Here is a 21,619-nt window from a genome sequence, read left to right on the forward strand (position 1 = left end):
GTTACAACACCACTAACCGATTCGGCAATTGATTACGCGTAGCGGTTTTGGGTACGTGTTTTTCAAGCAGTTCGGCACTGGCGTCGATGCAGGCGATAAAGCCTTCTGCGGTGTGCCCCAGTGCAACGCGGCGTACAAAATCGCTGACGATGTTGCCCCAATCGCTGTTGTCCAGGCGCTGGGAGATGCCTTCGTCAACGATGATCTCGACGTAGCGCTCGGCTTCACTGACAAAAATCAGCACTCCGGTGCGGTCTTGGGTGTGGTGCAGTTTTTGTTCGAGAAACTGGCGCCGCGCCAGGTTGCTGGCCCGCCAGTGGCGAACCCGCGCCGGGATCATAAACGTGGTCAGCACCGGGATGCGGAAGATCAAACTGAGAAAGACAAAAGTGGCCCATTGCAGCATGAGCAATGTGTAGATCGTCATGTCGCTGTCTATAAAGTGCACCAGCGCCGGTACCACCAGGGCGATCAAGCTGGCCCAGAGTAAGGGGATGTAGCTGTAATCGTCGGCGCGCGGTGCAAGCACGGTGACGATTTCGGCGTCGGTGCGCTGTTCGGCGCGGGTCACGGCCTCTTCAACCTGCCGTTTTTGCTCTTGCGTGAGTAAAGCCATAAGTGTCGATGCCCGTTTAAAAATGAATTACCAGCCGCCAGAAGCGCCGCCGCCACCAAAACTGCCGCCGCCTCCTCGAAAACCACCGCCGCCACCGCCACGTCCAAAGCCACCGCCGCCAAAGCCGCCGGAACGCGAGCCGCCGCCTCCCCCAGAGTTGCAAATGCCATAGAACTGGCAGGCCGCGACCACGACGATAAACGCTAAAAACAACAACAGCACCACGCCTGGATGCTCAGCCAAAAAGTCATCACCACCGCCCTGCCCGCTGGCGTAGGCAGGCTCAGCCAGCGGCGCACCGCCCAGCACCTGAAGCATGGCCCCCACGCCGTCGCTGATGCCCTGGCTGAACTGTCCGGCTTTAAACGCCGGGGTGATCACCTGGTTGATGATGACCGACGCTTGCGCATCGGTCAGGCGGTCTTCCAGGCCGTAGCCGACTTCGATGCGCAGTTTACGGTCATCCCGGGCGACGATCAGCAACGCGCCGTTGTTTTCATCCTTTTTGCCTATGCCCCAGGCGCGCCCCAATTGGTAGCCGAAGTCTTCAATGGGTTCGCCTTGCAGGTTCGGCACTGTGACCACCACCACTTGCTCGCCGGTGGCTTTTTCGTGGGCTTCGAGGGTCTGTGTCAGGTGTTGACGCGTGGCGGGGTCGAGCATTTGGCCATCGTCCACCACCCGCCCACTCAGTGTCGGAAAAGTCAGCGCCTGTGCGCTGGCTATAAATAGCCAAAGCAGCAGGCCCACGCCCAGTTTTGATACGCGCATCAGCACCTCGTGTGGTTATTGATACGGTAGGAGCGAGCTTGCCTCGCGATCTTTTGATCTTTAAAAGCAAAAGATCGCGAGGCAAGCTCGCTCCTACAGTAGGGGGCAAGCTGTTAGAACTTCACCTCGGGGGCTTTGTCGGCATTCGGGGTGGTGGCTTCGAAGGTCGCACGCACCGGCAAGTCGCTGTACATCACTGCATGCCACAGGCGACCGGGGAAGGTGCGAATCTCAGTGTTGTAGCGTTCAACCGCGAGAATAAAGTCCCGACGGGCCACGCTGATGCGATTTTCGGTGCCCTCAAGTTGCGACTGCAACGACAGGAAGTTCTGGTTGGACTTGAGGTCCGGGTAACGCTCAGACACCACCATCAAACGGCTCAAGGCCCCGGTCAGCTGGTTCTGCGCATCCTGGAACTGCTTGAGTTTTTCCGGGTTGTCCAGGGTGCTGGCATCGACCTGAATCGAGGTGGCCTTGGCCCGCGCCTCAATCACTGCCGTGAGGGTCGCCTGTTCTTGCTTGGCCGCACCCTTGACCGTCTCGACCAGGTTGGGGATCAAGTCGGCACGCCGCTGGTACTGGTTCTGCACTTGCGACCAGGCCGCCTTGACCTGCTCATCCAGCGTCGGGATGGTGTTGATCCCGCACCCCGCCAGCACGCTGCTGAGGGCCAGCAATGCGACAACCTTCCACCCCATCCGTTTTACGCTCTGTATGTGCATGCATCGACACTCCGTTTTAATTCCATTGCGTTCATTGACCCGCCAACCCGCTTAAAACTCCCTGACCGCGCGCCAATATCTCCCGGCACCACTGGATTGCGCACGGCGAATCAGCTAAAAGACTGCATCCTGCGCAGGAATACTCACTTTAACGATAGGATATTTCCTTAAGTTAAGTAGCTCATGCGCCTTTCCCAGAACAATATCGCTACGAAAGCGCGGGCCTCCCTTCGCGTTCACCGAGCGGCCGCGTAGAAGAATCTCATGAGAAACCTGTGTTTGCTGGGCCTGGCCATCAGCCTGGCCAGTCCTTCGGTATGGGCCCAAACCCCGACAGCGCCGCTCCCGCCCAAAGACGTTTTTGTCGCAGACCTGATGAAGCAAATGACTGAAGCCGAAAAAATCGGCCAGCTGCGCCTCATCAGCATCGCCACCGACATGCCGCGCGAACTGATCCGCAAGGAAATCGCGGCCGGGCACATCGGCGGCACCTTCAACTCGGTGACCCGCGACGAAAACCGGCCCATGCAAGACGCTGCCATGCGCAGCCGCCTGAAGATCCCGATGTTTTTTGCCTACGACGTGATTCACGGCCATCGCACGATTTTCCCGATCAGCTTGGGCCTGGCGGCCAGCTGGGACATGGACGCCATAGCCCAGAGCGGGCGTGTTTCTGCCCAGGAAGCCAGCGCAGACGGCATCGACATGACCTTTGCACCGATGGTCGACATTGCCCGCGACCCGCGCTGGGGCCGAACCTCGGAAGGTTTTGGCGAAGACACCTATCTGGTCTCGCGCATCGCTGACGTCATGGTCAAGGCTTATCAGGGCCTCTCCCCTGCCTTGCCCGGCAACATCATGGCCAGCGTTAAACACTTCGCACTGTACGGCGCTGTTGAAGGCGGACGGGACTACAACATCGTCGACATGAGCCCGACACGCATGTTCCAGGACTACCTGCCGCCCTACCATGCCGCGATCAAGGCCGGGGCTGGCGGGGTGATGGTGGCGCTCAACTCGATCAACGGCGTGCCGGCCACCTCCAACATGTGGCTGATGCAAGACCTGCTGCGTAAAGACTGGGGCTTTAAAGGCGTGGCCATCAGCGACCACGGCGCGATTATCGAGCTGATCAAACATGGCGTGGCCAAAGACAACCGCGAAGCTGCCAAGCTGGCGATCAAGGCCGGTATCGACATGAGCATGAACGACAAGGCCTACGGCGAAGAGTTGCCGGGCCTGCTGAAGTCGGGCGAAGTGCCGCAGAGCGATCTGGACAATGCCGTACGTGAAGTGCTCGGGGCCAAATACGACATGGGCCTGTTTGCCGACCCGTACCTGCGCATCGGCAAGGCCGAAGATGACCCGGCCGACACCAACGCCGAAAACCGCCTGCACCGCCAGGAAGCCCGCGATGTGGCACGCAAGAGCCTGGTGTTGCTGAAAAACAACAACCAGACCCTGCCCCTTAAAAAGCAGACACGCATTGCCCTGGTCGGCCCGCTGGCCAACTCCAAGGTCGACATGCTGGGCAGTTGGTCCGGCGCCGGGGTGCCTGCGCAATCGGTGACCGTGTATGAAGGCCTGCAAAAGGCCATGGGCCAGCAAGGTTCAGTCACCTATGCGCGGGGCGCGAACATCTCCGACGATCCAAAAATCGCCGAGTACCTGAACCACATCAACACCGGCGGGATCGACGTCAAAGACGACCCGCGCCCGGCCCAAACAATGATCGATGAAGCGGTCAAAGCCGCGCAGCACGCTGATGTGGTCGTCGCCGTGGTGGGTGAGTCGCGAGGCATGTCCCACGAGTCATCGAGCCGCACCTCGCTGGACATTCCTGACAGCCAACGCGCCTTGATCAGCGCACTCAAAACCACCGGCAAACCCTTGATCCTGGTGCTGATGAACGGCCGCCCGCTGTCGATCGAACAGGAACAGGCGCACGCCGATGCCGTGCTGGAAACCTGGTTCAGCGGCACCGAAGGCGGCAATGCCATTGCCGACGTACTGTTCGGTGACTACAACCCGTCCGGCAAGCTGCCAATCACCTTCCCACGCTCTGTTGGCCAGATTCCTAGCTACTACAGCCACCTGAGCATTGGAAGGCCCTTTACGCCGGGCAAGCCGGGCAACTACACCTCGCAGTACTTCGACGCCGAGAACTCACCGCTGTACCCGTTCGGCTATGGCCTGAGCTACACCGACTTCAGCCTGTCGCCGGTCACCCTGTCGTCGAAAACGTTGAAGCCCGGGGGCACTCTCACCGCCAGCGTCACCGTCAAAAACACCGGCAAGCGCGATGGCGAGACGGTGGTGCAGTTGTACCTGCGTGACGTCACCGCCTCCATGGCCCGCCCGGTCAAGGAGTTGAAGAACTTCGAAAAAGTCATGCTCAAGGCAGGCGAGCAGAAAGTGGTGCGCTTTACCCTCAGCGAAGACGACCTGAAGTTTTACAACGCGCAATTGAAGTACGCCGCCGAGCCGGGCGAGTTCGACGTGCAAATCGGCCTTGATTCACAAAACGTGCAGCAAAACAGCTTCGAATTGTTGTAACCACGCGCAATAACCGAAAAGGTCTGCAAGGGCCTTTTCGGCCCCTCTTTCAAGCATTTTGTGCTTGACCTTTATGATCTTTGCGCCCGCCTGAAAATGCGTTCGGACAGGGCTGTTTTTTGTGGTAGGGTTCGCGCCCTCAAAATTCAGACGGCTCGATTGGGTGCTGCAAAATTCAGTGACAAGCGGTTCACTCCAGCGTCTATGCGGCCTACATGGTTTATCAACCCTTCATACACACTTTACGCACAGAGTTATCCACAGGTCGTACATTGCACAGCGCCACTAAAACGCATATCTTGTATCTGTCGCGCCAAAAACACCTACATATAGGGTTTTAGGCCAATAACCCAACACAACTCAGACGAGAATTTCAAGCCCTTTTCTCGCGCCTGTCGGGTTAAACCAAACGCAGTTCTCAAAGTCCAAACCGCTCATGCGGATGGCAACCGTTTTCCGGCTCCACAGCAGGAAAGCGGCCCGGGTGTTGCAGTAAAAATACTGTCACCCACGAGGAATACGGTTTGAGGCTGCACGCACAGACCAAGACTTCGGCACGGAAGCGGCTTAACCCCCCCTTTCTGTACGTCCCGAGGTTGTTATGCCCGGTTCATGATCGGTTGTAGTGCTTCAGGACGGAACGGTGGGCCCCCAAAAGGAGCCCAAATAAACATAGAGAATGTGGAGACACCCCCCCATGCAAACCGACACAGCTCGCGAGAACTCGCAGGGTTCCGATTCAAATCTGGATCTGTCTGCGACCGCGCCAGGCCAATTGCGCGTGATCAAACGTAACGGAACCGTGGTTCCTTACACCGACGACAAGATCACCGTCGCCATCACCAAAGCGTTTCTCGCAGTTGAAGGTGGCAATGCCGCTGCCTCGTCACGAATCCACGACACCGTTGCGCGCCTGACCGAACAAGTCACCGCGACCTTCAAGCGTCGCATGCCATCGGGTGGCACCATCCACATCGAAGAAATCCAGGACCAGGTTGAACTGGCCCTGATGCGCGCCGGCGAACAAAAAGTCGCGCGTGACTACGTGATCTACCGCGACTCGCGCGCCAAAGAACGCGCCACTCGCGCCCCGGCCGAAAGCGCCGTGGTTGCTCACCCGACCATCCGCATCACCCGCGCCGACGGCACGTTCGCGCCGCTGGACATGGCCCGCCTGAACACCATCGTCAGCGAAGCCTGCGAAGGCCTGGCAGAAGTCGACGGCGACCTGATCCAGCGCGAAACCCTGAAAAACCTGTACGACGGCGTGGCCCTGAGCGACGTCAACACCGCCCTGGTGATGACCGCCCGTACCCTGGTTGAGCGTGAGCCCAACTACTCGTTCGTGACCGCCCGCCTGCTGATGGACACCCTGCGCGGTGAAGGCCTGGGCTTCCTGAACGTTGCCGAAAGCGCTACCCACCACGAAATGGCCGACCTGTACGCCAAGGCGCTGCCGGCTTACATCGCCAAAGGTATCGAATTCGACCTGCTGAACCCGGTGCTGGCCACCTTTGACCTGGAAAAACTGGGCAAGGCGATCAACCACGAGCGCGATCAGCAATTCACCTACCTGGGCCTGCAAACCCTGTACGACCGTTACTTCATCCACAAGGATGGCGTGCGTTTCGAACTGCCGCAGATCTTCTTTATGCGCGTGGCCATGGGCCTGGCGATCGAAGAGAAGCAAAAAGAAGACCGCGCCATCGAGTTCTACAACCTGTTGTCGTCGTTCGACTACATGGCCTCGACCCCGACCCTGTTTAACGCCGGTACTCAGCGTCCTCAGCTGTCCAGCTGCTACCTGACCACCGTGCCGGATGACCTGTCGGGCATCTACCACGCGATCCACGACAACGCCATGTTGTCCAAATTCGCTGGCGGCCTGGGCAACGACTGGACCCCGGTTCGTGCTTTGGGTTCGTGGATCAAAGGCACCAACGGCAAGTCCCAGGGCGTGGTTCCGTTCCTCAAGGTTGTGAACGACACCGCCGTCGCCGTAAACCAGGGCGGCAAGCGCAAAGGCGCTGTCTGTGCCTACCTGGAAACCTGGCACATGGACATCGAAGAGTTCATCGAGCTGCGTAAAAACACCGGTGATGACCGTCGTCGCACCCACGACATGAACACCGCCAACTGGATCCCTGACCTGTTCATGAAGCGCGTCTTCGATGACGGCAAATGGACCCTGTTCTCGCCGTCCGAAGTACCGGACCTGCACGACCTGACCGGCAAGGCCTTCGAAGAGCGTTACGAGTACTACGAAGCCCTGACCGAGTACCCGGGCAAGGTCAAACTGTTCAAGACCATCCAGGCCAAAGACCTGTGGCGCAAAATGCTGTCCATGCTGTTTGAAACCGGCCACCCATGGCTGACCTTCAAAGACCCGTGCAACCTGCGCAGCCCGCAGCAGCACGTGGGCGTGGTTCACAGCTCGAACCTGTGCACCGAGATCACCTTGAACACCAACAAGGACGAGATCGCTGTATGTAACCTGGGTTCGATCAACCTGCCTAACCACATCGTGGACGGCAAGCTGGATACCGCCAAGCTCAAGCGCACCATCGACGTCGCCGTGCGCATGCTCGACAACGTGATCGACATCAACTACTACTCGGTGCCGCAAGCGCGCAACTCGAACTTCAAGCACCGTCCGGTCGGCCTGGGGATCATGGGCTTCCAGGACGCGCTGTACCTGCAGCACATCCCTTATGCCTCGCAAGCGGCTGTTGAGTTTGCCGACAAGTCGATGGAAGCGGTCAGCTACTACGCGATCCAGGCGTCCTGCGACCTGGCTGACGAGCGTGGCGCTTACGAGACGTTCCAGGGTTCGCTGTGGTCCAAAGGCGTGTTACCACTGGATTCGCAACAGATCCTGATCGAGCAGCGCGGCCAGAAGTACATCGACGTTGACCTGAACGAATCCCTGGACTGGGCACCGGTTCGCGCCCGTGTACAAAAAGGCATTCGTAACTCCAACATCATGGCCATCGCACCGACCGCCACCATCGCCAACATCACTGGCGTGTCACAGTCGATCGAACCGACCTATCAAAACCTGTACGTGAAATCCAACCTGTCGGGCGAATTCACCGTGATCAACCCGTACCTGGTTCGCGACCTCAAGGCTCGCGGTCTGTGGGATTCGGTCATGATCAACGACTTGAAGTACTACGACGGTTCCGTGCAGCAGATCGAACGCATCCCGCAAGAGCTCAAAGAGCTGTATGCCACCGCGTTTGAAGTCGACACCAAGTGGATCGTTGACGCGGCCAGCCGTCGTCAGAAGTGGATCGACCAGGCTCAGTCGCTGAACCTGTACATCGCTGGCGCATCGGGCAAGAAACTCGACGTCACCTACCGCATGGCCTGGTACCGTGGTTTGAAAACCACCTACTACCTCCGTGCCCTAGCGGCGACCAGCACCGAGAAGTCCACCGTTAACACCGGCAAGCTCAACGCAGTATCGAGCGGCAAAAACAGTGAAGACGTAGCAGCAGCGCCTGCCGGCCCGGCCCCCGTGCCAAAAGCCTGCGCGATTGACGAGCCGGATTGCGAAGCTTGCCAATAAGCTGAATGGCCAGGCGGCTTGACCGCCTGACTAAAAACCCCCGTTAAACCCTGGTAACAGTTGGGTTTGGCGGGGGTTTTGTTTTTTGGGGCTATCACCCAAGCTATTAACGGCTTACACGCTTACGTTGTTCAACTGTCAGAACTATCAACACGCAGGCATTAAAAAAAATAACCGAAGCGACGATGCTATCGACTGTTATTTTAAAAAAAACACTTTGGATAAGCACCGCAAACGCGGGTGCTGCAGATAAACCTATTGTAGTGAGCGATGCACCTAACCACGCAATTGCGAACTGCAGGGAAACCTGAATCAAGAACATAAAAGACGACAGCAACACCACATCAACCCAAGCGACCTCGATCGTTGAAAAAAAATCAAATTTTAGACACAGACCAAAACAGCAGAACACCACCAAAATACTCCGTAAAGCATTAACCTTTATTGGAGACTGCTTGAGAACACCGAGCCTCGCTGACACGCGCGTGTTTATATAAATAGCTATACCGCACAATATAGACAAGACAATACCAGCATTAATACCAGCCCCGGAACCACTTGCTCCGGAGACTGCAATACCACCTCCAGCACTGGCTATAAAAACGGCACTTAAAACGACAAGAATCGAAAGCAAGATATTGAGTACACTTAACCGAACACCCTGCGTAAAGGGCAATATTATCGCCCCCACAGAGACCGCAATTGAGGAAAAAGCCCCCGGAAGCAAATATTTAATAGCCCAAAAACCAGACGCCCAGCTTAGCAACGTAAAAAAATTTATTAATCCATACAAATAGACACAACGGACAAAGCCTGCACGCTGTCTAAAATCAGTCACCACACAACTGAATTTAACGCCTGAGCGCAACCAGTCCCTCAGCATCAAACCTGCCAAAGAAATCAATGACAGCAACGAGAAGCAAAACATCAAGACAAACGGATCAATCTCACGATACAAGAAATACGCCGAATAGATCATCCTAAAAGCATCGCCGCTCAAAAACACTAACAACGCGACTACGCCCCCCACCGCGGCACCTTTATATTGCAATTTCACATCCTTCTACCATTTCCTGACACGATTTAATTAACGACCTCCCATAAGCCGTAAGCTCTGCATGTTCATAGACAACCCCTAGCGTCTGAAAAAACTTATCCTTAAATGAAGCATCATTACCACGCTCATTATAATTAGTTCTCACCTTACTAAAATCCAAAGCACCCGGATCAGCTTTATATATTCTTTCAAACACATAAATAGTTCGCGCCAGCACAAAGGCAGCATGATAAATAGCGCTGAGTGGTCTAGCCTGCTTACGAAAGGGAGTTGGATACAATCTGTCATTATGATTTTCAAAGAGCGGATCATGCACCCAATGCGCATATAATAAATTGTGCGCTGACTCGTGAACAACGTGCTCTATGTACCTAGAGACAGTATCGTGCACTGAACACGACCCGACATAAATCATACCCAAGGCATTAAAATTAGTTCCCGCCCGACAATATCCAGACTGAAAAATTCTAATTTCATCCACGACCTGCGCCATTTCAGCATACAACGCATCGTCCGCACACCTAACAATGTCAAGCGCATGAATCATCAAACGCCTGGATGCCAGAAATTCACCCTCACTACCAATCTCCTTTGGCAAAGCAACATTGGCATCCGCGTCTTCATAAGTCTTTCTAATATCTGAATAGACGACAGAACTGCATATTTCATTTTGCAACCCCGACGACATTAAAAAGGGAAGCACCTCCAGATTAGAGTGGCGTTCGCAACTTGAAAAACATAATAACCTTTCACTTAAACTCTTGCTAACCTCCTCTCCACGCACGTAGTAACTTATCAACGTTTCATGGGCTGCAAAAAAGAAAGGAGGCGCTTTAGGGCAGTTACGATACTCTGAAATCAACCCAAAAAAACGGCTGTCTTCCTGACCAATAGATCTCAACAAATATTCAAAACTTGCCCACAACCTCGCCGAAACATTTTCGAACAGTGTAGTCGCCACCAGCACATCAGGAGCAGCACTAATAGTGTACATCGCGGACACCTCGTTATTTTTTTATAAAAAACGCCGATTCAACACCCACCACTACAACATTCGGGACGCCCAATTTCATCACGTGCAGCGAAGCACAATGCCCAAGTAACAGCCGGGCAACAGACTCTGCCACACCGTTACCGAGCAGCGCCTCAAATGCATATCCATAGGCAAGACGAACACTGGCATTAAAATCTTCGTTCACAGCCATAAAATAAACGAAGCCCCCCACATTAATATGCAAGCAACTGTGCAGCGGTTGACTGCATTTATCTACAGAAAATACAATTTCACCGGACACTTCAATACCCGAGCCGCCCACCTCACCCACACACTGATTAAAATGAATATCTCCCATATAAAAGAACGCGTTGTCATGGGCAACAGGTAAAAACAGGGTGGCTCCCTTTTTAAAAAAGGTGCAGTCGACGTTGCCGCCATATTCATCAGCGTCAATCGATGACAAACCCTCCCCCTTGCCCACTGGGTCAGAGCAACGAATACACCCGATCATCAACTCCTGCCTGACTGAAAGCAGGTTCAACCCTGTGTCGCTTTGGCTCACAGGAATGCCACGATCTCCAGTAATCTGCCAACAAACGACCTCCTCTCCCACCACAGGCTGGCTGTATTTTTCATTTATAAATTCTGGCAATATGCCTTGCGAAGACAACCCAACATTCCGAGTAATTCGGATATCCAAGACTGTTATGGCAAGCACATCACCACACTTGCTTCCCTCTAAGAAATACGGACCTGACAACGGATTAAAGTAAGTGCTGACACGATCCAGGCACTCATCAAACCCTAAGTTATCAATCGTTCTCGTCGCGTACGCACTGCCTGGTTTCAAAGAATAGAAATCACTCTCTCGCCCTGAAAACGACTGATAATATTTTTTCTGCCGTGGCAGATCCTCTACTTCACTTATGAATTTCATTTTCCTTTACGACAATTGAGTGTACGAGCCCATATTCAACAGCCTCTTCTGCACTCAGCCAAAAATCTTTATCCGTATCGATTCTGACTTTTTCTATAGGCTGCCCTGTCGCATCAGAAAAAATCCTGTTAAGTCTTTCTTTCATCTCTATAATTTCTTTTGCATACGCGTCAAAATCCATCGCTTTACCTTGAAAACCACCCGAGGGTTGATGAAGTAAAAAACGGGTATTGGGCAATGAATAACGATTTTCTTTATCCGCAGCGACATAGATAAGTGCACCCGCACTTGCCACCCAGCCCGAGCCAATGGTGATGACCACCAGCTTAATAAAGCGTATCGCATCAAATATCATATCCCCTGACTCTACATGCCCCCCAGGCGAGCTAATAAAAACAATAATTGGCTCATCACTCATATAGGCAAGCGCATGCAGTTGCTGCACGGCATCCTTGGCCATTTTTGTATTGATCTCTCCTGTAATAAATATTTTTCTTGCCGCAATCGTGCTGTCTAACAACTTGAAACTTAACGAATCCATCCCTCCCGACTCACGATCCTTCTTCTCACTTAAATGGGGCATCACACATGACCTCTCAGGAAAATCACTGTCAGATAAGACTCAATTTTTTAATCATGCCTTCCATTATCCATTCACTGTCTTCCCCCTCCTCAACATCAACACCCTTCTCCTGCAAGTAACGAACATACTCATGACAATAAGCGCTCCCGCCCAACTTATCGAAGCACTTTAGTGCATGCACGGCAAAGTCATACGACTTGTAAACACAATGGAAAATACAGGCCAACTTAACCAGACGATTCGAAACACCCCAAAATTCATCATCATCGAACCGATGAAAATAAAATGCATCAGCCCATAACCATTGATTGATCCCATTTACCGAACTGCCGTCTACTTTCACGCCACGAGGTGATCGAGTACCGTAGCCGGTAAAACAGTGAAACGTGAAGTCGCGCTCAGCTAAAAAAACATCTATATCACGAAACAAAGGCTGCCCTACATATTTTTCAACAAACGAAACCTCTATATGTATACCCAAGAGATTTTTTATATTTCTACCTCCTGACTTTAAGACTTCCAACTCATACCCTTGCACATCGATATCAAGATAATCGAAATGCGCATCAGAAAACACAACATCGAACCCATAGGTCTTAATAGTGTTTATCTTCTCAACCCTATAAAAAAACTCCATGCCGGAATAGAACTCCAGACATGCTTTATTGGGAGCCAACATCGATGAACACGAGGCTAATTGACAGACATGCATCTCATGGACACCCCCATCGCCGATCGCCACATTGTGGATCTTATCGATTGCTCTATTCGTCAACCACTTATTAGCCTTAGCATCCGGTTCCACTGCCGTTACGACACAGGCATTACTATCTACTAACGCCTCATAATGAAACCCCTCCGGAACAGCGCGGGCACCTACGTCAATTATTTTTATCTTGTTTGCGGACAGGTCAAACGGAAATTTCATAAAGGGCCTCATATACGGAAACATGCAGGCGTGCCTGCCTCATAAAAGACACGCCTGCAAACCATGAGAAGGACTTGTCCTAATTTGTCACTGCCAGAACGACCTTTCCATTTTTCCCATTCAACCCAAATATTTTTTTCAGGTCAATTTCTCGCACAATGGGTACTTTTTTGCTTTTACATTTGTCAGCCATAACGCACCTCATAATGTTAGTTATGCAGCGGTACATTTACGCAAACCACAAGCAAAGCTATAACTCACTATTTAAACAAGGTCAAAATATCATGATCAATTTCAGATATTTCCTACACTCGCACTTACCCACCCAACTTCAAGGTAAAAGTTAAATTTCTTACAGAAAATTCTCACACCCCTCATGAAATATAGTTAACCATCACCCTAAATCCTTATGGCACTTGGATTTAATACAACTCTTTATGAAATCTTTTATTAAATGTACAAGAGCCGAGCTACTGCGATGGTATTTACACAACCTTTTGTTCAAGCAGGCTGCAAACGCCAGCTCACCACATTCATCAGGTCGCAGCCATCACGCAGCAACAGCATGGCCGTGGTTGCCAGGTGTTTGAGGTCGACCGCGTCGGCCTGCTCCATCTCGCGGCAGGAAAAGGTTTCCATCAATTGGGTAACCGCCAGCACACGGGCCATGGCGTTAGCATGCAACACATCCAGCGGCGCGTTGCGGTCAATCAGTAAGGCGGGAATGGTGCAGTCGATCGCGGTTAACGGGATGTAGGGGGATGCAGTCATGAGTAAAGCTCCTAAATGTCAGATTTGAGCCAACCACTCTCGTCGCCAAACGAAAATAGGTGGCCACTGTGCGCGGGTTGGCGAACCGGTAACATTTAGGAAAACCCGGCAGACCCGAAGATCTCCCACGCACAGCTGCCATAAAGCAACGCAAGCAAAATACACGCTCCGCCGCATATAACAACCGCATGCCAGCTAAATGTTGCCCAAGTCGCCAAACCCGGTCGCCCAAACGGCGAGCAACGACTATAGGCGTCGCCCCCTCGGCCCGGCAATTGGCAAACCTGTGCGAAACATCCCGGAAAATCGTGAGCCACATAACCCTGCCACCTCTGTAGGAGCGAGCTTGCCTCGCGATCTTTTAAAAAGATCAAAAGATCGCGAGGCAAGCTCGCTCCTACCGAGGGGTTACCTTTCTCCCCGCCTAAAACAGTGCACGCGCGCTTCAAAATAAAGCAAAATGCACACCATCCTTATAAAAATACAACTCGGTATGTGCACTGTGAACACCCTTCATTATTACTTCTGCCCGCTTTTATTCAGCATGTTGCCACCTAGTAAACTAGGCCCGGTAATTGCTTTGGCCCAGCCAGGCCACGGACCACGGCCAACCCACTAAAGGCGGAGAAAATCTCATGAGTTCACACGGTGAATTTGCGTTGAGCGAAGCACCCAGCACTGCTCGCAAGGGCCTGCTACCGATATCGATGGTGTTGTTCAGTTTTACCTTTTTCACCGGCACGATGTTCGCCGGCGGCAAGTTGGGCATGGCGTTCAATTTTGTCGACATGCTGTGGATTGCCGCTATCGGCAATGGTTTGCTGGCGCTGTATGCCGCCGCGCTGGCGCTGATCGCATCGCGCAGCGGGCTGAACACGGTGTTGATGGGGCGCTTTTGCTTTGGCGAGGCCGGTAGCCGTCTTTCGGACTTTATTTTGGGGTTCGCCGAACTGGGCTGGTACGCCTGGGGCGCGGCGACGGTGGCGATTGTGCTGGTCAAAATGCTCGGCCTGGCCGAAGGCTTTACCGTCCCGCTGATGATCGTGTTTGGCTTTGGCTTCAGCATTACCGCCATCATCGGCTTTAAAGGGCTGGATGTGCTGTCGCGCATTTCAGTGCCGTTGATGCTGGTGCTGATGATTGTCTCGATGGCCCTCGCCACCCAGCACGTCGGCGGTTTCAAGGCGCTGGCAGCGGTGATCCCGCATGAAACCATGACCTTCTCGGCCGCGATCACCATGGTCTTCGGCACCTTCGCCAGCGGCGCGACGCAAGCCACCAACTGGACGCGCCTGTCGCGTACCGGGCGGGTTGCAGTCATCGCCAGCGTGGTCAGCTTTCTGCTCGGCAACGGCCTGATGGTGGTCGCCGGTGCCTGGTGCGCCATCGTTTACCAACAGGCCGATATCGTTGAAGTGATGATGCTGCAAGGCTTGTCATTCGCCGCGGTGATTATGCTGTGCCTCAATTTGTGGACCATTCAGGGCCCGACCATTTACAACGTGTCGGCCGCTGCCTGTCACTTGGTACGCACTGAACGTCGCCGCACCATGACCCTGATTGCCGCCGCCATCGGCGTGGTGCTGGCCATCGGCGGCATGTACGAAATGCTGATTCCGTTTCTGGTGCTGCTCGGCTCGGTGATCCCGCCCATCGGCGGCGTGATCATGGCCGACTTCTGGTATCGCCATCACGGCAAGTACCCGCAACTGGCCTCGGTCAGCCTGCCACGCTACAACCTGCGGGGCCTGGTGTCGTATGCCGTGGGCGCCGTGCTGGCCTACTCATCACCCTGGATCGCGCCGCTGGTGGGCATTGCCGCCTCGGCCCTGTGCTACGTGGTGCTGCTTGAGATTGGCAAACACCGCACGCAGGAGGCGGTTTGAGCCTCACCGTTGAAGAAATTCTGGCGCTGCCCGGCCTTGAAGAAATGGCCATTCGGGCAGGAGCCCGCAACCTGCATCGCACCGTGCGCTGGTCGTACGTGGCCGAGAACGAAGGCATTGGCGAGTGGGTGATGGGCGGCGAGTTGGTGTTTGTCACCGGGATTAACCACCCCCGCGACGAAGCCAACCTGCTGCGCCTGGTGCACGAAGGTGATGCCAGCGGCATCGCCGGGCTGGTGATTCTGACCGGCGAGGCGTTTATCCGGCGCATCCCCCAGGCCGTCGTGGAACTGGCCGAGCACTATGGCTTGCCGCTGATAGAGCAGCCGTACCTGCTGAAGATGGTCATCGTCACGCACCTGATCGGCACGGCGCTTGTGCAAATGGCCCAGGCCAAGCGCTCGCGCCATGACATTCTGGCGCAATTGCTCAGCGGCGATTACCCAAGCCTTGCCACCGCCCGCCAACGTGCCGCGCATTTAAAGCTGCCGCTGGACAGCCCGCGACGCCTGGTAGCGCTGCGCCTGTCGGCGGTTGCAACGCTGTTTGACAACCACGCCCCGGATGAAGCCGAGCGCTTGCTGCAACTGATTCGTCAGGCAGTCCAGGACCACCTCGACGCTTGGAGCCGTGCCCTGCCGGATGCGCTGCCAGTGGTGGTGCAAGGCGATCTGTTTATCTTGCTGCTGGCAGACCACGACAACGTTCGCGCCGACCTGGCCCGCCTCTCTCAGCAGTTGCAACCGGTGATCGGCGACCTGGCGCTGTTTATGGGGCTGGCAAGCAAGGTCGACGCCTGTGAGCACTACCCTCAAGCCCTCAATCAGGCCCGTCAGGCGCTGGACGTTGCCGAGAACCTGCGCCCGGCCACCGGCCTGTGCGACTTCAACGAACTGGGTGTGCTGCGCTTGCTGCAGGCCATTGGCGATCGCTCGGTGATCGACCTGTTCGTCAAGCAAACCCTCGGGCGGATGATCGAAAGCCGCCGCAAACAGCCCAACAGTTTGATCGACACCCTGGACGCCCTGCTCCAGGAAAACGGCAACGCCCTCAAGGCCGCGCAGCGTTTAAGCATCCACCGCAACACCCTGAACCAACGGATTCAACGTATCGAGCAGCTCAGCGGGCAATCGCTCGATGATCCACTTTTTAGAATGAACGCTTCGGTCGCCCTGCTGGTATGGCGCATGACCGAAGCCCAACGACAGGACCGACCATGAACATCATCAACGCCACCTTGCGCAAAACCCCAGGCCTGTACACGGTCAGCTGTGAAGGCGAGCGCATCAGCGCCATCACCCTGCAAACCGGCAGTGTCGCGGCACAACCCGGCGACATCGACGCTCAAGGCCAATTGGTGATCGCACCCCTGGTTGAGCCGCATATCCATCTGGATGCAGCGCTCACCGCCGGTCAACCCGAATGGAACCTCAGCGGCACGCTGTTCGAAGGCATCGAGCGTTGGGCCCAGCGCAAAGAAACCATCACCCACGAAGACACCAAGCAGCGCGCCCACACCACCATTCGCATGCTGGCCGAAAACGGCATTCAGCACGTGCGCACCCACGTCGACGTCACCGACCCGACGCTCGCAGCACTCAAGGCCATGCTGGAAGTGCGCGAAGAAGCGCGCCACCTGATCGACCTGCAAATCGTGGCCTTCCCTCAGGAGGGGATCGAGTCGTATGCCAATGGCCGCGAACTGATGACCCGCGCCGTAGAGATGGGCGCAGACGTGGTGGGCGGGATCCCGCACTTTGAAAACACCCGCGATCAGGGCGTCAGCTCGATCAAGTTTTTGATGGACCTGGCCGAGCGCACCGGTTGCCTGGTGGACGTGCACTGTGACGAAACCGACGACCCGCACTCGCGCTTTCTCGAAGTGCTGGCCGAAGAAGCCCGCGTGCGCGGTATGGGCAGCCGGGTCACGGCCAGCCACACCACCGCCATGGGTTCTTACGACAACGCTTACTGCTCCAAGCTGTTTCGCCTGCTCAAGGCCTCGGGCATCAACTTTGTCTCGTGCCCGACCGAAAGCATCCACTTGCAAGGCCGTTTCGACACCTTCCCCAAACGCCGCGGCGTGACCCGCGTGGCCGAACTGGACCGCGCCGGCATGAACGTCTGCCTGGGCCAGGACTCGATCAAAGACCCGTGGTACCCGCTGGGCAACGGCAACATCTTGCGTGTGCTGGATGCCGGTTTGCACATCTGCCACATGATGGGCTTTGAAGACCTCAAGCGCTGCCTGGACCTGGTCACCGACAACAGCGCCCGCACCCTCAACCTGGGCGAAGGCTATGGCATTGCCGTCGGCCGTCCGGCCAACCTGGTGATCCTCGACGCAGAAAATGATTACGAAGTGTTGCGCCGCCAGGCCAAGGCTCGCGTCTCGATCCGTGCCGGTAAAGTGCTGATGAACCGCGTTCCTGAGCGCGTAGAGCTGATCGGCGCGTGATCAAGCCCTGCTAGCCGCCGCCCCGGGGCAGCGGCTGGCGGGTTATCGAGCCCTGCACGTTTACGGCATAATGTGCGCCGCTGGACAACCCGACCTTGGGCTAACGCACACTAAAAAGCATGGATGTATGGATTCCTCCCACCTGTTGTACCTGCTGTACGGTGGTAATGCCGTTTACCGCCAAGAAGCCAAACTCAGCATCCTGTCGGCCCTGCGCGAACGACGCGTGCCCGACAGCTTCACCATCACGTTAATGACCGACGAGCCCCAGACCTTTGAAGGCTGGCCCGTCACAGTCATCGCCCTGAGCACCGAGACACTGGCGCAGTGGAAAGGCGCCTACGGCTACACACATCGCCGCAAAGCCTGCGCTATCGCCGCCGGGGCCAAACTCGCGGACAAAACCATCTTCGTCGACACCGACACGGTGTTTTTCAAAGACCCGGCCCTGCTGTTTGAGCGCATCAACGATCAGCAGTACTTAATGGATGAGTTTGAATGGGAGTGGGCCGAAGCCAAGTTGCGCGCCGATTACGTGGCGTTTTCAGATGAACTGATCGCCAACGGCAAAGCCCCTGCCGACAGCCTCAAGCTGTATAACAGCGGCATTTGCGGCATGACCCGCGCCAATGCCGGGTTGCTGGACAAGGCCATCGCGCTGATCGATGAATGGAACCAGCATTACGCCAAGCTGCACACCATCGAGCAGATCGCCGTGTCCTTTGCCATGGCCGGCACGAACGTGGTGACCGCCAATGACTGCATCCACCACTACTACTCCAAAAAACGCTATCACCACACGATGAACCAAGGGTTCTTCGAGCATCACGGTGAACGCTACCACGCCGACCTGCCGACCCTGGCAGCCTCGGTGCCGGTGCACTTCCCCAAGCCGTCCTTGCTTGCCAAGGTCAAGGCGCAACCGCGCCTGATCGCTGTCAACAAAGCGTTCAGGCCTGCGGCCAAATTGATGATTCAGGGGCAAAAAGTGGCCACGGCGGAGTATCTGCAGCCTTATTGCCGCAAAGCCCTGTGGGTCAGGGCGATTGAGTTGCTGCAGCAAAAGCACGCAACCGCCCGGCAAATCGAGCATTTGATCAAGATCTGCATCGCCCCGTCACAGCAGGCCGAGTTCAGGGCGTTGCTTAACTAAAACCCTGTAGGAGCGAGCTTGCCTCGCGATCTTTTAAAAGATCAAAAGATCGCGAGGCAAGCTCGCTCCTACAGTTTGCGGGCGGTTATCAGGTCATCTGGATGATGGTCTGCATGATGGTGCTTTGGGTCGAGATGGTTTTGGCGTTGGCCTGGTAGTTGCTCTGCGCCTTGATCAAGTCGACCAGCTCGTTGGTCAGGTTGACGTTGGAGTCTTCCAGCGAGTTAGAGGCAATGGCGCCCAACGTGCCGGTTTTCGGCACGTCAAAACCGGCCTGTCCCGAGGCGTAGGTTTCTTTCCAGGCGGTGCCGCCTACCGGTTGCAAGCCCTGCTCGTTGGTAAAACTAGCCAAGGAGATCTGGCCAATGGCACGGCTCTGGTTGTTGCTGAAGTTGGCGAACATCACGCCCGAACCATCAATGGTCAGGTTGTTGATGTGGCCGGTCGCGTAGCCGTCCTGGGTAGGCGGGTTGCGGGCGGTGTCGGTATTGTACTGAGTGGTATTGGCCATGTTGATGGCAATCCCCTTCTCGTTGGCCCCCGCGCCATTGGACACCCACGCACCGTTCACGGTCGCGCCCGGCATCCAGTTACTGATGGTCAGCGTGCTGCTGACGATCGGGTCCCCACCGGCCACCGGATTAGGCGTGGTCACACTGACCAAGCCGCCGCTGGAATCAAAGCTCATAGTCGAGGGCACGGGCGCTTTGGCGTTTTCGCCGGTGGCCACGCTGCCATCGGGGTTGCGGCCGTCAATCAGGGTGTAGGTGTTCCAGGTGTTGGAACCGGTCTTGACCATGTACTGATCCATCGGGTGCGGGTTGCCCTGGGTATCGTAAATGGTGGTGCTGAATTTTTTGCTGTAGGACGACGTCTCATTCGGGTCGAACGGCGTGGTGGTCTGGTTGATCACGTCCGACGTGGAGTTCAGGTTGATCGTCGAGTCCACTTTGCTGCTGGCTTTAGGCGCCAGGTTCGAGGTGTCGATGCGCAGGTCGGTCAACACGCTGGTGTTGATCACGCCGTTAGCGTCCACGCCATAACCTTGCAGGCGCGCCGTGCCATTGGTATTGGTCACGTAGCCGTCTTTGTCAGCCTTGAACGTACCGGCCCGGGTGTAGCTCAGGGCGCCGTTGTCGCTCAGCACGAAGAAGCCGCTGCCTTCAATGCCCATGTCCAGCAGGTTGCCGGTGTTGTTGACCGCACCCTGGCCAAAGTTTTGCGACACGTTGGCCAGGTTGACGCCGCTGCCGATGGTCTTGCTGCCCACACCCAGCTTGCTGGCCGAGTACACGTCCGCGAATTCGGCACGCGAAGACTTGAAGCCCGTGGTGGCAACGTTGGCAATGTTGTTGCCGGTCACGTCGAGTTGTTTGTTGGCTGCATACAGGCCGCTAAGGCCGATATTGAATGACATATGTCTCTCCTTAAAGGCCTATCGTCTGGACTTTTGATATACCAATGCTGCCCAGCCCGGCGAGGTTGAGCATGATTTCGCCACCGGTCTTGCTCAGGGTCACGCTGTTGACCGTGGCTGGCAGGTAGGTGGTCAACGCCGTTGTACCGGCGTCAGTTTTGGTCGAGGCGCTGAAGGTGTAAGAGCCCTTCTCCAGCAGCTCGCCGTTGGCGTCTTTGCCGTCCCAGGTGAAGTCGACATTGCCGGCCTTCTGCACACCCATGTCGATGGTTCTGACCACTTCGCCGTCGGCATCCTTGATGGTGATGGTCGGCCGCGAGTCCGCGTCTTTGACCACCACAGTGCCGTTGAACGGCTTGCCGCTCGACGGGTCGACATAAGCTTCGCCGGTTTGCACGATCACCGAGCGACCCACCAGCGACGACGCTTGCAACGCTTGCGAAGACTGCAAGCCGCCCGACAACGAGGTCACGGTATCGTTGAGGGTGGTGATGCCTTCCAGGCTGCTGAACTGCGCCAACTGCGCGACGAACGCGGTGTTGTCCTGCGGGTCGAGCGGGTTCTGGTTTTTCAGTTGGGTCACCAGCAACTGCAAGAACGCATCCTTGCCCAGCGACTGGTTGCCGGTTACCGCCCGGGATGCCGCGCCCACGCTGGTGTCGGTGGTGGTGGTCCGGGCAGAGTTGGCGAGGATCTGATTGAGGGTCAAACCACTGGTGGTATCGGTCACGCTCATGAGTGTCGCCCCTTATCACTGACCGAGGGTCAGGACCTTCTGCATCATGGTTTTGGCGGTGTTCATCATTTCTGCGTTGGTCTGGAACGAACGGCTGGCAGAAATCATGTCGGCCATTTCTTCAACCACGTTGACGTTGGGGTAGTACACGTACCCTTTGGCGTCGGCAGCCGGATGGTTGGGTTCATAACGTGCTTGCAACTCGCTCTGGTCTTCGACCACGCCCAACACCTGCACGCCCTGACCGGCAGCGTCCTGATTGTTGAACAGCGAGTCGCCGTTACCGCCCTGCGCGCCCTGGAACATGGTGGCGAACACCGGGTGCCGGGCGCGGTAGGTCTGATCGATGCTCGACGACACGGTTTCGGCGTTGGCGATGTTACTGGCGACGGTGTTCAGGCGGGTGGTCTGAGCGCTCATGCCGCTGCCGGCAATGTTGAAAACACTGGCTAGGGACATG

General features: G+C 55.7%; 18 protein-coding genes. 6 read left to right on the forward strand and 12 right to left on the reverse strand.

The genetic code is table 11. The annotated features are described in order from the left end of the window. Nucleotide 1: 1 nt before the first annotated feature. The 3 genes from TU84_RS16075 to TU84_RS16085 all read right to left on the reverse strand — a co-directional run bounded on the left by TU84_RS16075 (nucleotide 2) and on the right by TU84_RS16085 (nucleotide 2,109). A complete protein-coding gene (locus TU84_RS16075; RefSeq protein WP_048370631.1) occupies nucleotides 2-616 on the reverse strand; it encodes a TPM domain-containing protein in 615 nt (204 codons plus the stop codon). Between the two features lie 27 nt (nucleotides 617-643). Then, nucleotides 644-1,387 (reverse strand): TPM domain-containing protein, encoded by a 744-nt coding sequence (locus TU84_RS26625; RefSeq protein ID WP_048370632.1) that lies wholly within the window; start codon nucleotides 1,385-1,387, stop codon nucleotides 644-646. A 113-nt stretch (nucleotides 1,388-1,500) separates the two neighbouring features. After that, entirely contained in the window at nucleotides 1,501-2,109 is a 609-nt protein-coding gene (locus TU84_RS16085) for a LemA family protein (protein ID WP_048370634.1), read from the reverse strand. Between the two features lie 264 nt (nucleotides 2,110-2,373). Between TU84_RS16085 and bglX the strand changes: the two genes are divergently transcribed. Together bglX and TU84_RS16095 are read left to right on the forward strand one after the other, a co-directional pair. Further along, nucleotides 2,374-4,665, forward strand: a complete 2,292-nt coding sequence (bglX, locus tag TU84_RS16090) for a beta-glucosidase BglX (RefSeq protein WP_048370636.1) — start codon at nucleotides 2,374-2,376, stop codon at nucleotides 4,663-4,665. Nucleotides 4,666-5,362: 697 nt separating this feature from the next. Beyond that, nucleotides 5,363-8,236, forward strand: coding sequence for a ribonucleoside-diphosphate reductase subunit alpha (locus TU84_RS16095; RefSeq protein WP_048370638.1), 2,874 nt, complete (start codon nucleotides 5,363-5,365; stop codon nucleotides 8,234-8,236). A gap of 106 nt (nucleotides 8,237-8,342) precedes the next feature. Here the strand turns inward: TU84_RS16095 and TU84_RS16100 are convergent, their stop codons facing one another. The 6 genes from TU84_RS16100 to TU84_RS16125 form a co-directional block, all read right to left on the reverse strand. Further along, nucleotides 8,343-9,293 (reverse strand): hypothetical protein, encoded by a 951-nt coding sequence (locus TU84_RS16100; RefSeq protein ID WP_157403807.1) that lies wholly within the window; start codon nucleotides 9,291-9,293, stop codon nucleotides 8,343-8,345. Then, nucleotides 9,277-10,287: an aKG-HExxH-type peptide beta-hydroxylase gene (locus tag TU84_RS16105; RefSeq protein WP_082148738.1), complete on the reverse strand. Its 1,011-nt coding sequence runs from the start codon at nucleotides 10,285-10,287 to the stop codon at nucleotides 9,277-9,279. The genes TU84_RS16100 and TU84_RS16105 overlap by 17 nt, the downstream gene beginning before the upstream one ends. 13 nt (nucleotides 10,288-10,300) lie before the next feature. Further along, complete coding sequence (locus tag TU84_RS16110) at nucleotides 10,301-11,227, reverse strand: acetamidase/formamidase family protein (protein WP_048370644.1); 927 nt, start codon at nucleotides 11,225-11,227, stop codon at nucleotides 10,301-10,303. Then, on the reverse strand, nucleotides 11,211-11,810 hold the full coding sequence (locus TU84_RS16115; RefSeq protein WP_048370646.1) for an ATP-dependent Clp protease proteolytic subunit: 600 nt from the start codon (nucleotides 11,808-11,810) through the stop codon (nucleotides 11,211-11,213). Before TU84_RS16115 ends, TU84_RS16110 begins: the two co-directional genes overlap by 17 nt. Nucleotides 11,811-11,838: 28 nt before the next feature. Continuing rightward, nucleotides 11,839-12,738, reverse strand: coding sequence for an FkbM family methyltransferase (locus TU84_RS16120; RefSeq protein WP_157403808.1), 900 nt, complete (start codon nucleotides 12,736-12,738; stop codon nucleotides 11,839-11,841). A gap of 501 nt (nucleotides 12,739-13,239) precedes the next feature. Then, nucleotides 13,240-13,509, reverse strand: a complete 270-nt coding sequence (locus TU84_RS16125) for a hypothetical protein (RefSeq protein ID WP_048370650.1) — start codon at nucleotides 13,507-13,509, stop codon at nucleotides 13,240-13,242. Between the two features lie 635 nt (nucleotides 13,510-14,144). Here TU84_RS16125 and codB point away from each other — a divergent pair. The 4 genes from codB to TU84_RS16145 all read left to right on the forward strand — a co-directional run bounded on the left by codB (nucleotide 14,145) and on the right by TU84_RS16145 (nucleotide 19,006). Beyond that, nucleotides 14,145-15,395 carry a cytosine permease gene (codB, locus tag TU84_RS16130; RefSeq protein WP_048370653.1) on the forward strand — a complete coding sequence of 417 codons (1,251 nt, stop codon included), beginning with the start codon at nucleotides 14,145-14,147 and terminating at the stop codon, nucleotides 15,393-15,395. Beyond that, entirely contained in the window at nucleotides 15,392-16,615 is a 1,224-nt protein-coding gene (locus tag TU84_RS16135) for a PucR family transcriptional regulator (protein WP_048370655.1), read from the forward strand. The genes codB and TU84_RS16135 overlap by 4 nt, the downstream gene beginning before the upstream one ends. Further along, entirely contained in the window at nucleotides 16,612-17,853 is a 1,242-nt protein-coding gene (gene codA / locus TU84_RS16140; RefSeq protein ID WP_048370657.1) for a cytosine deaminase, read from the forward strand. The genes TU84_RS16135 and codA overlap by 4 nt, the downstream gene beginning before the upstream one ends. A 127-nt stretch (nucleotides 17,854-17,980) precedes the next feature. After that, nucleotides 17,981-19,006, forward strand: a complete 1,026-nt coding sequence (locus tag TU84_RS16145) for a hypothetical protein (RefSeq protein WP_053225256.1) — start codon at nucleotides 17,981-17,983, stop codon at nucleotides 19,004-19,006. Nucleotides 19,007-19,094: 88 nt separating this feature from the next. Here the strand turns inward: TU84_RS16145 and flgE are convergent, their stop codons facing one another. Genes flgE through flgC form a run of 3 tightly spaced genes read right to left on the reverse strand, consistent with a single transcriptional unit; the run spans nucleotide 19,095 to nucleotide 21,618 of the window. Continuing rightward, nucleotides 19,095-20,423, reverse strand: coding sequence for a flagellar hook protein FlgE (gene flgE, locus TU84_RS16150; protein ID WP_048370659.1), 1,329 nt, complete (start codon nucleotides 20,421-20,423; stop codon nucleotides 19,095-19,097). Nucleotides 20,424-20,433: 10 nt separating this feature from the next. After that, entirely contained in the window at nucleotides 20,434-21,159 is a 726-nt protein-coding gene (gene flgD / locus TU84_RS16155) for a flagellar hook assembly protein FlgD (RefSeq protein ID WP_048370661.1), read from the reverse strand. A gap of 15 nt (nucleotides 21,160-21,174) precedes the next feature. Beyond that, complete coding sequence (gene flgC, locus TU84_RS16160) at nucleotides 21,175-21,618, reverse strand: flagellar basal body rod protein FlgC (RefSeq protein ID WP_048370663.1); 444 nt, start codon at nucleotides 21,616-21,618, stop codon at nucleotides 21,175-21,177. Nucleotide 21,619 lies beyond the last annotated feature (1 nt).

It is taken from the genome of Pseudomonas helleri (assembly GCF_001043025.1).
GTDB classification, from domain to species: domain Bacteria; phylum Pseudomonadota; class Gammaproteobacteria; order Pseudomonadales; family Pseudomonadaceae; genus Aquipseudomonas; species Aquipseudomonas helleri.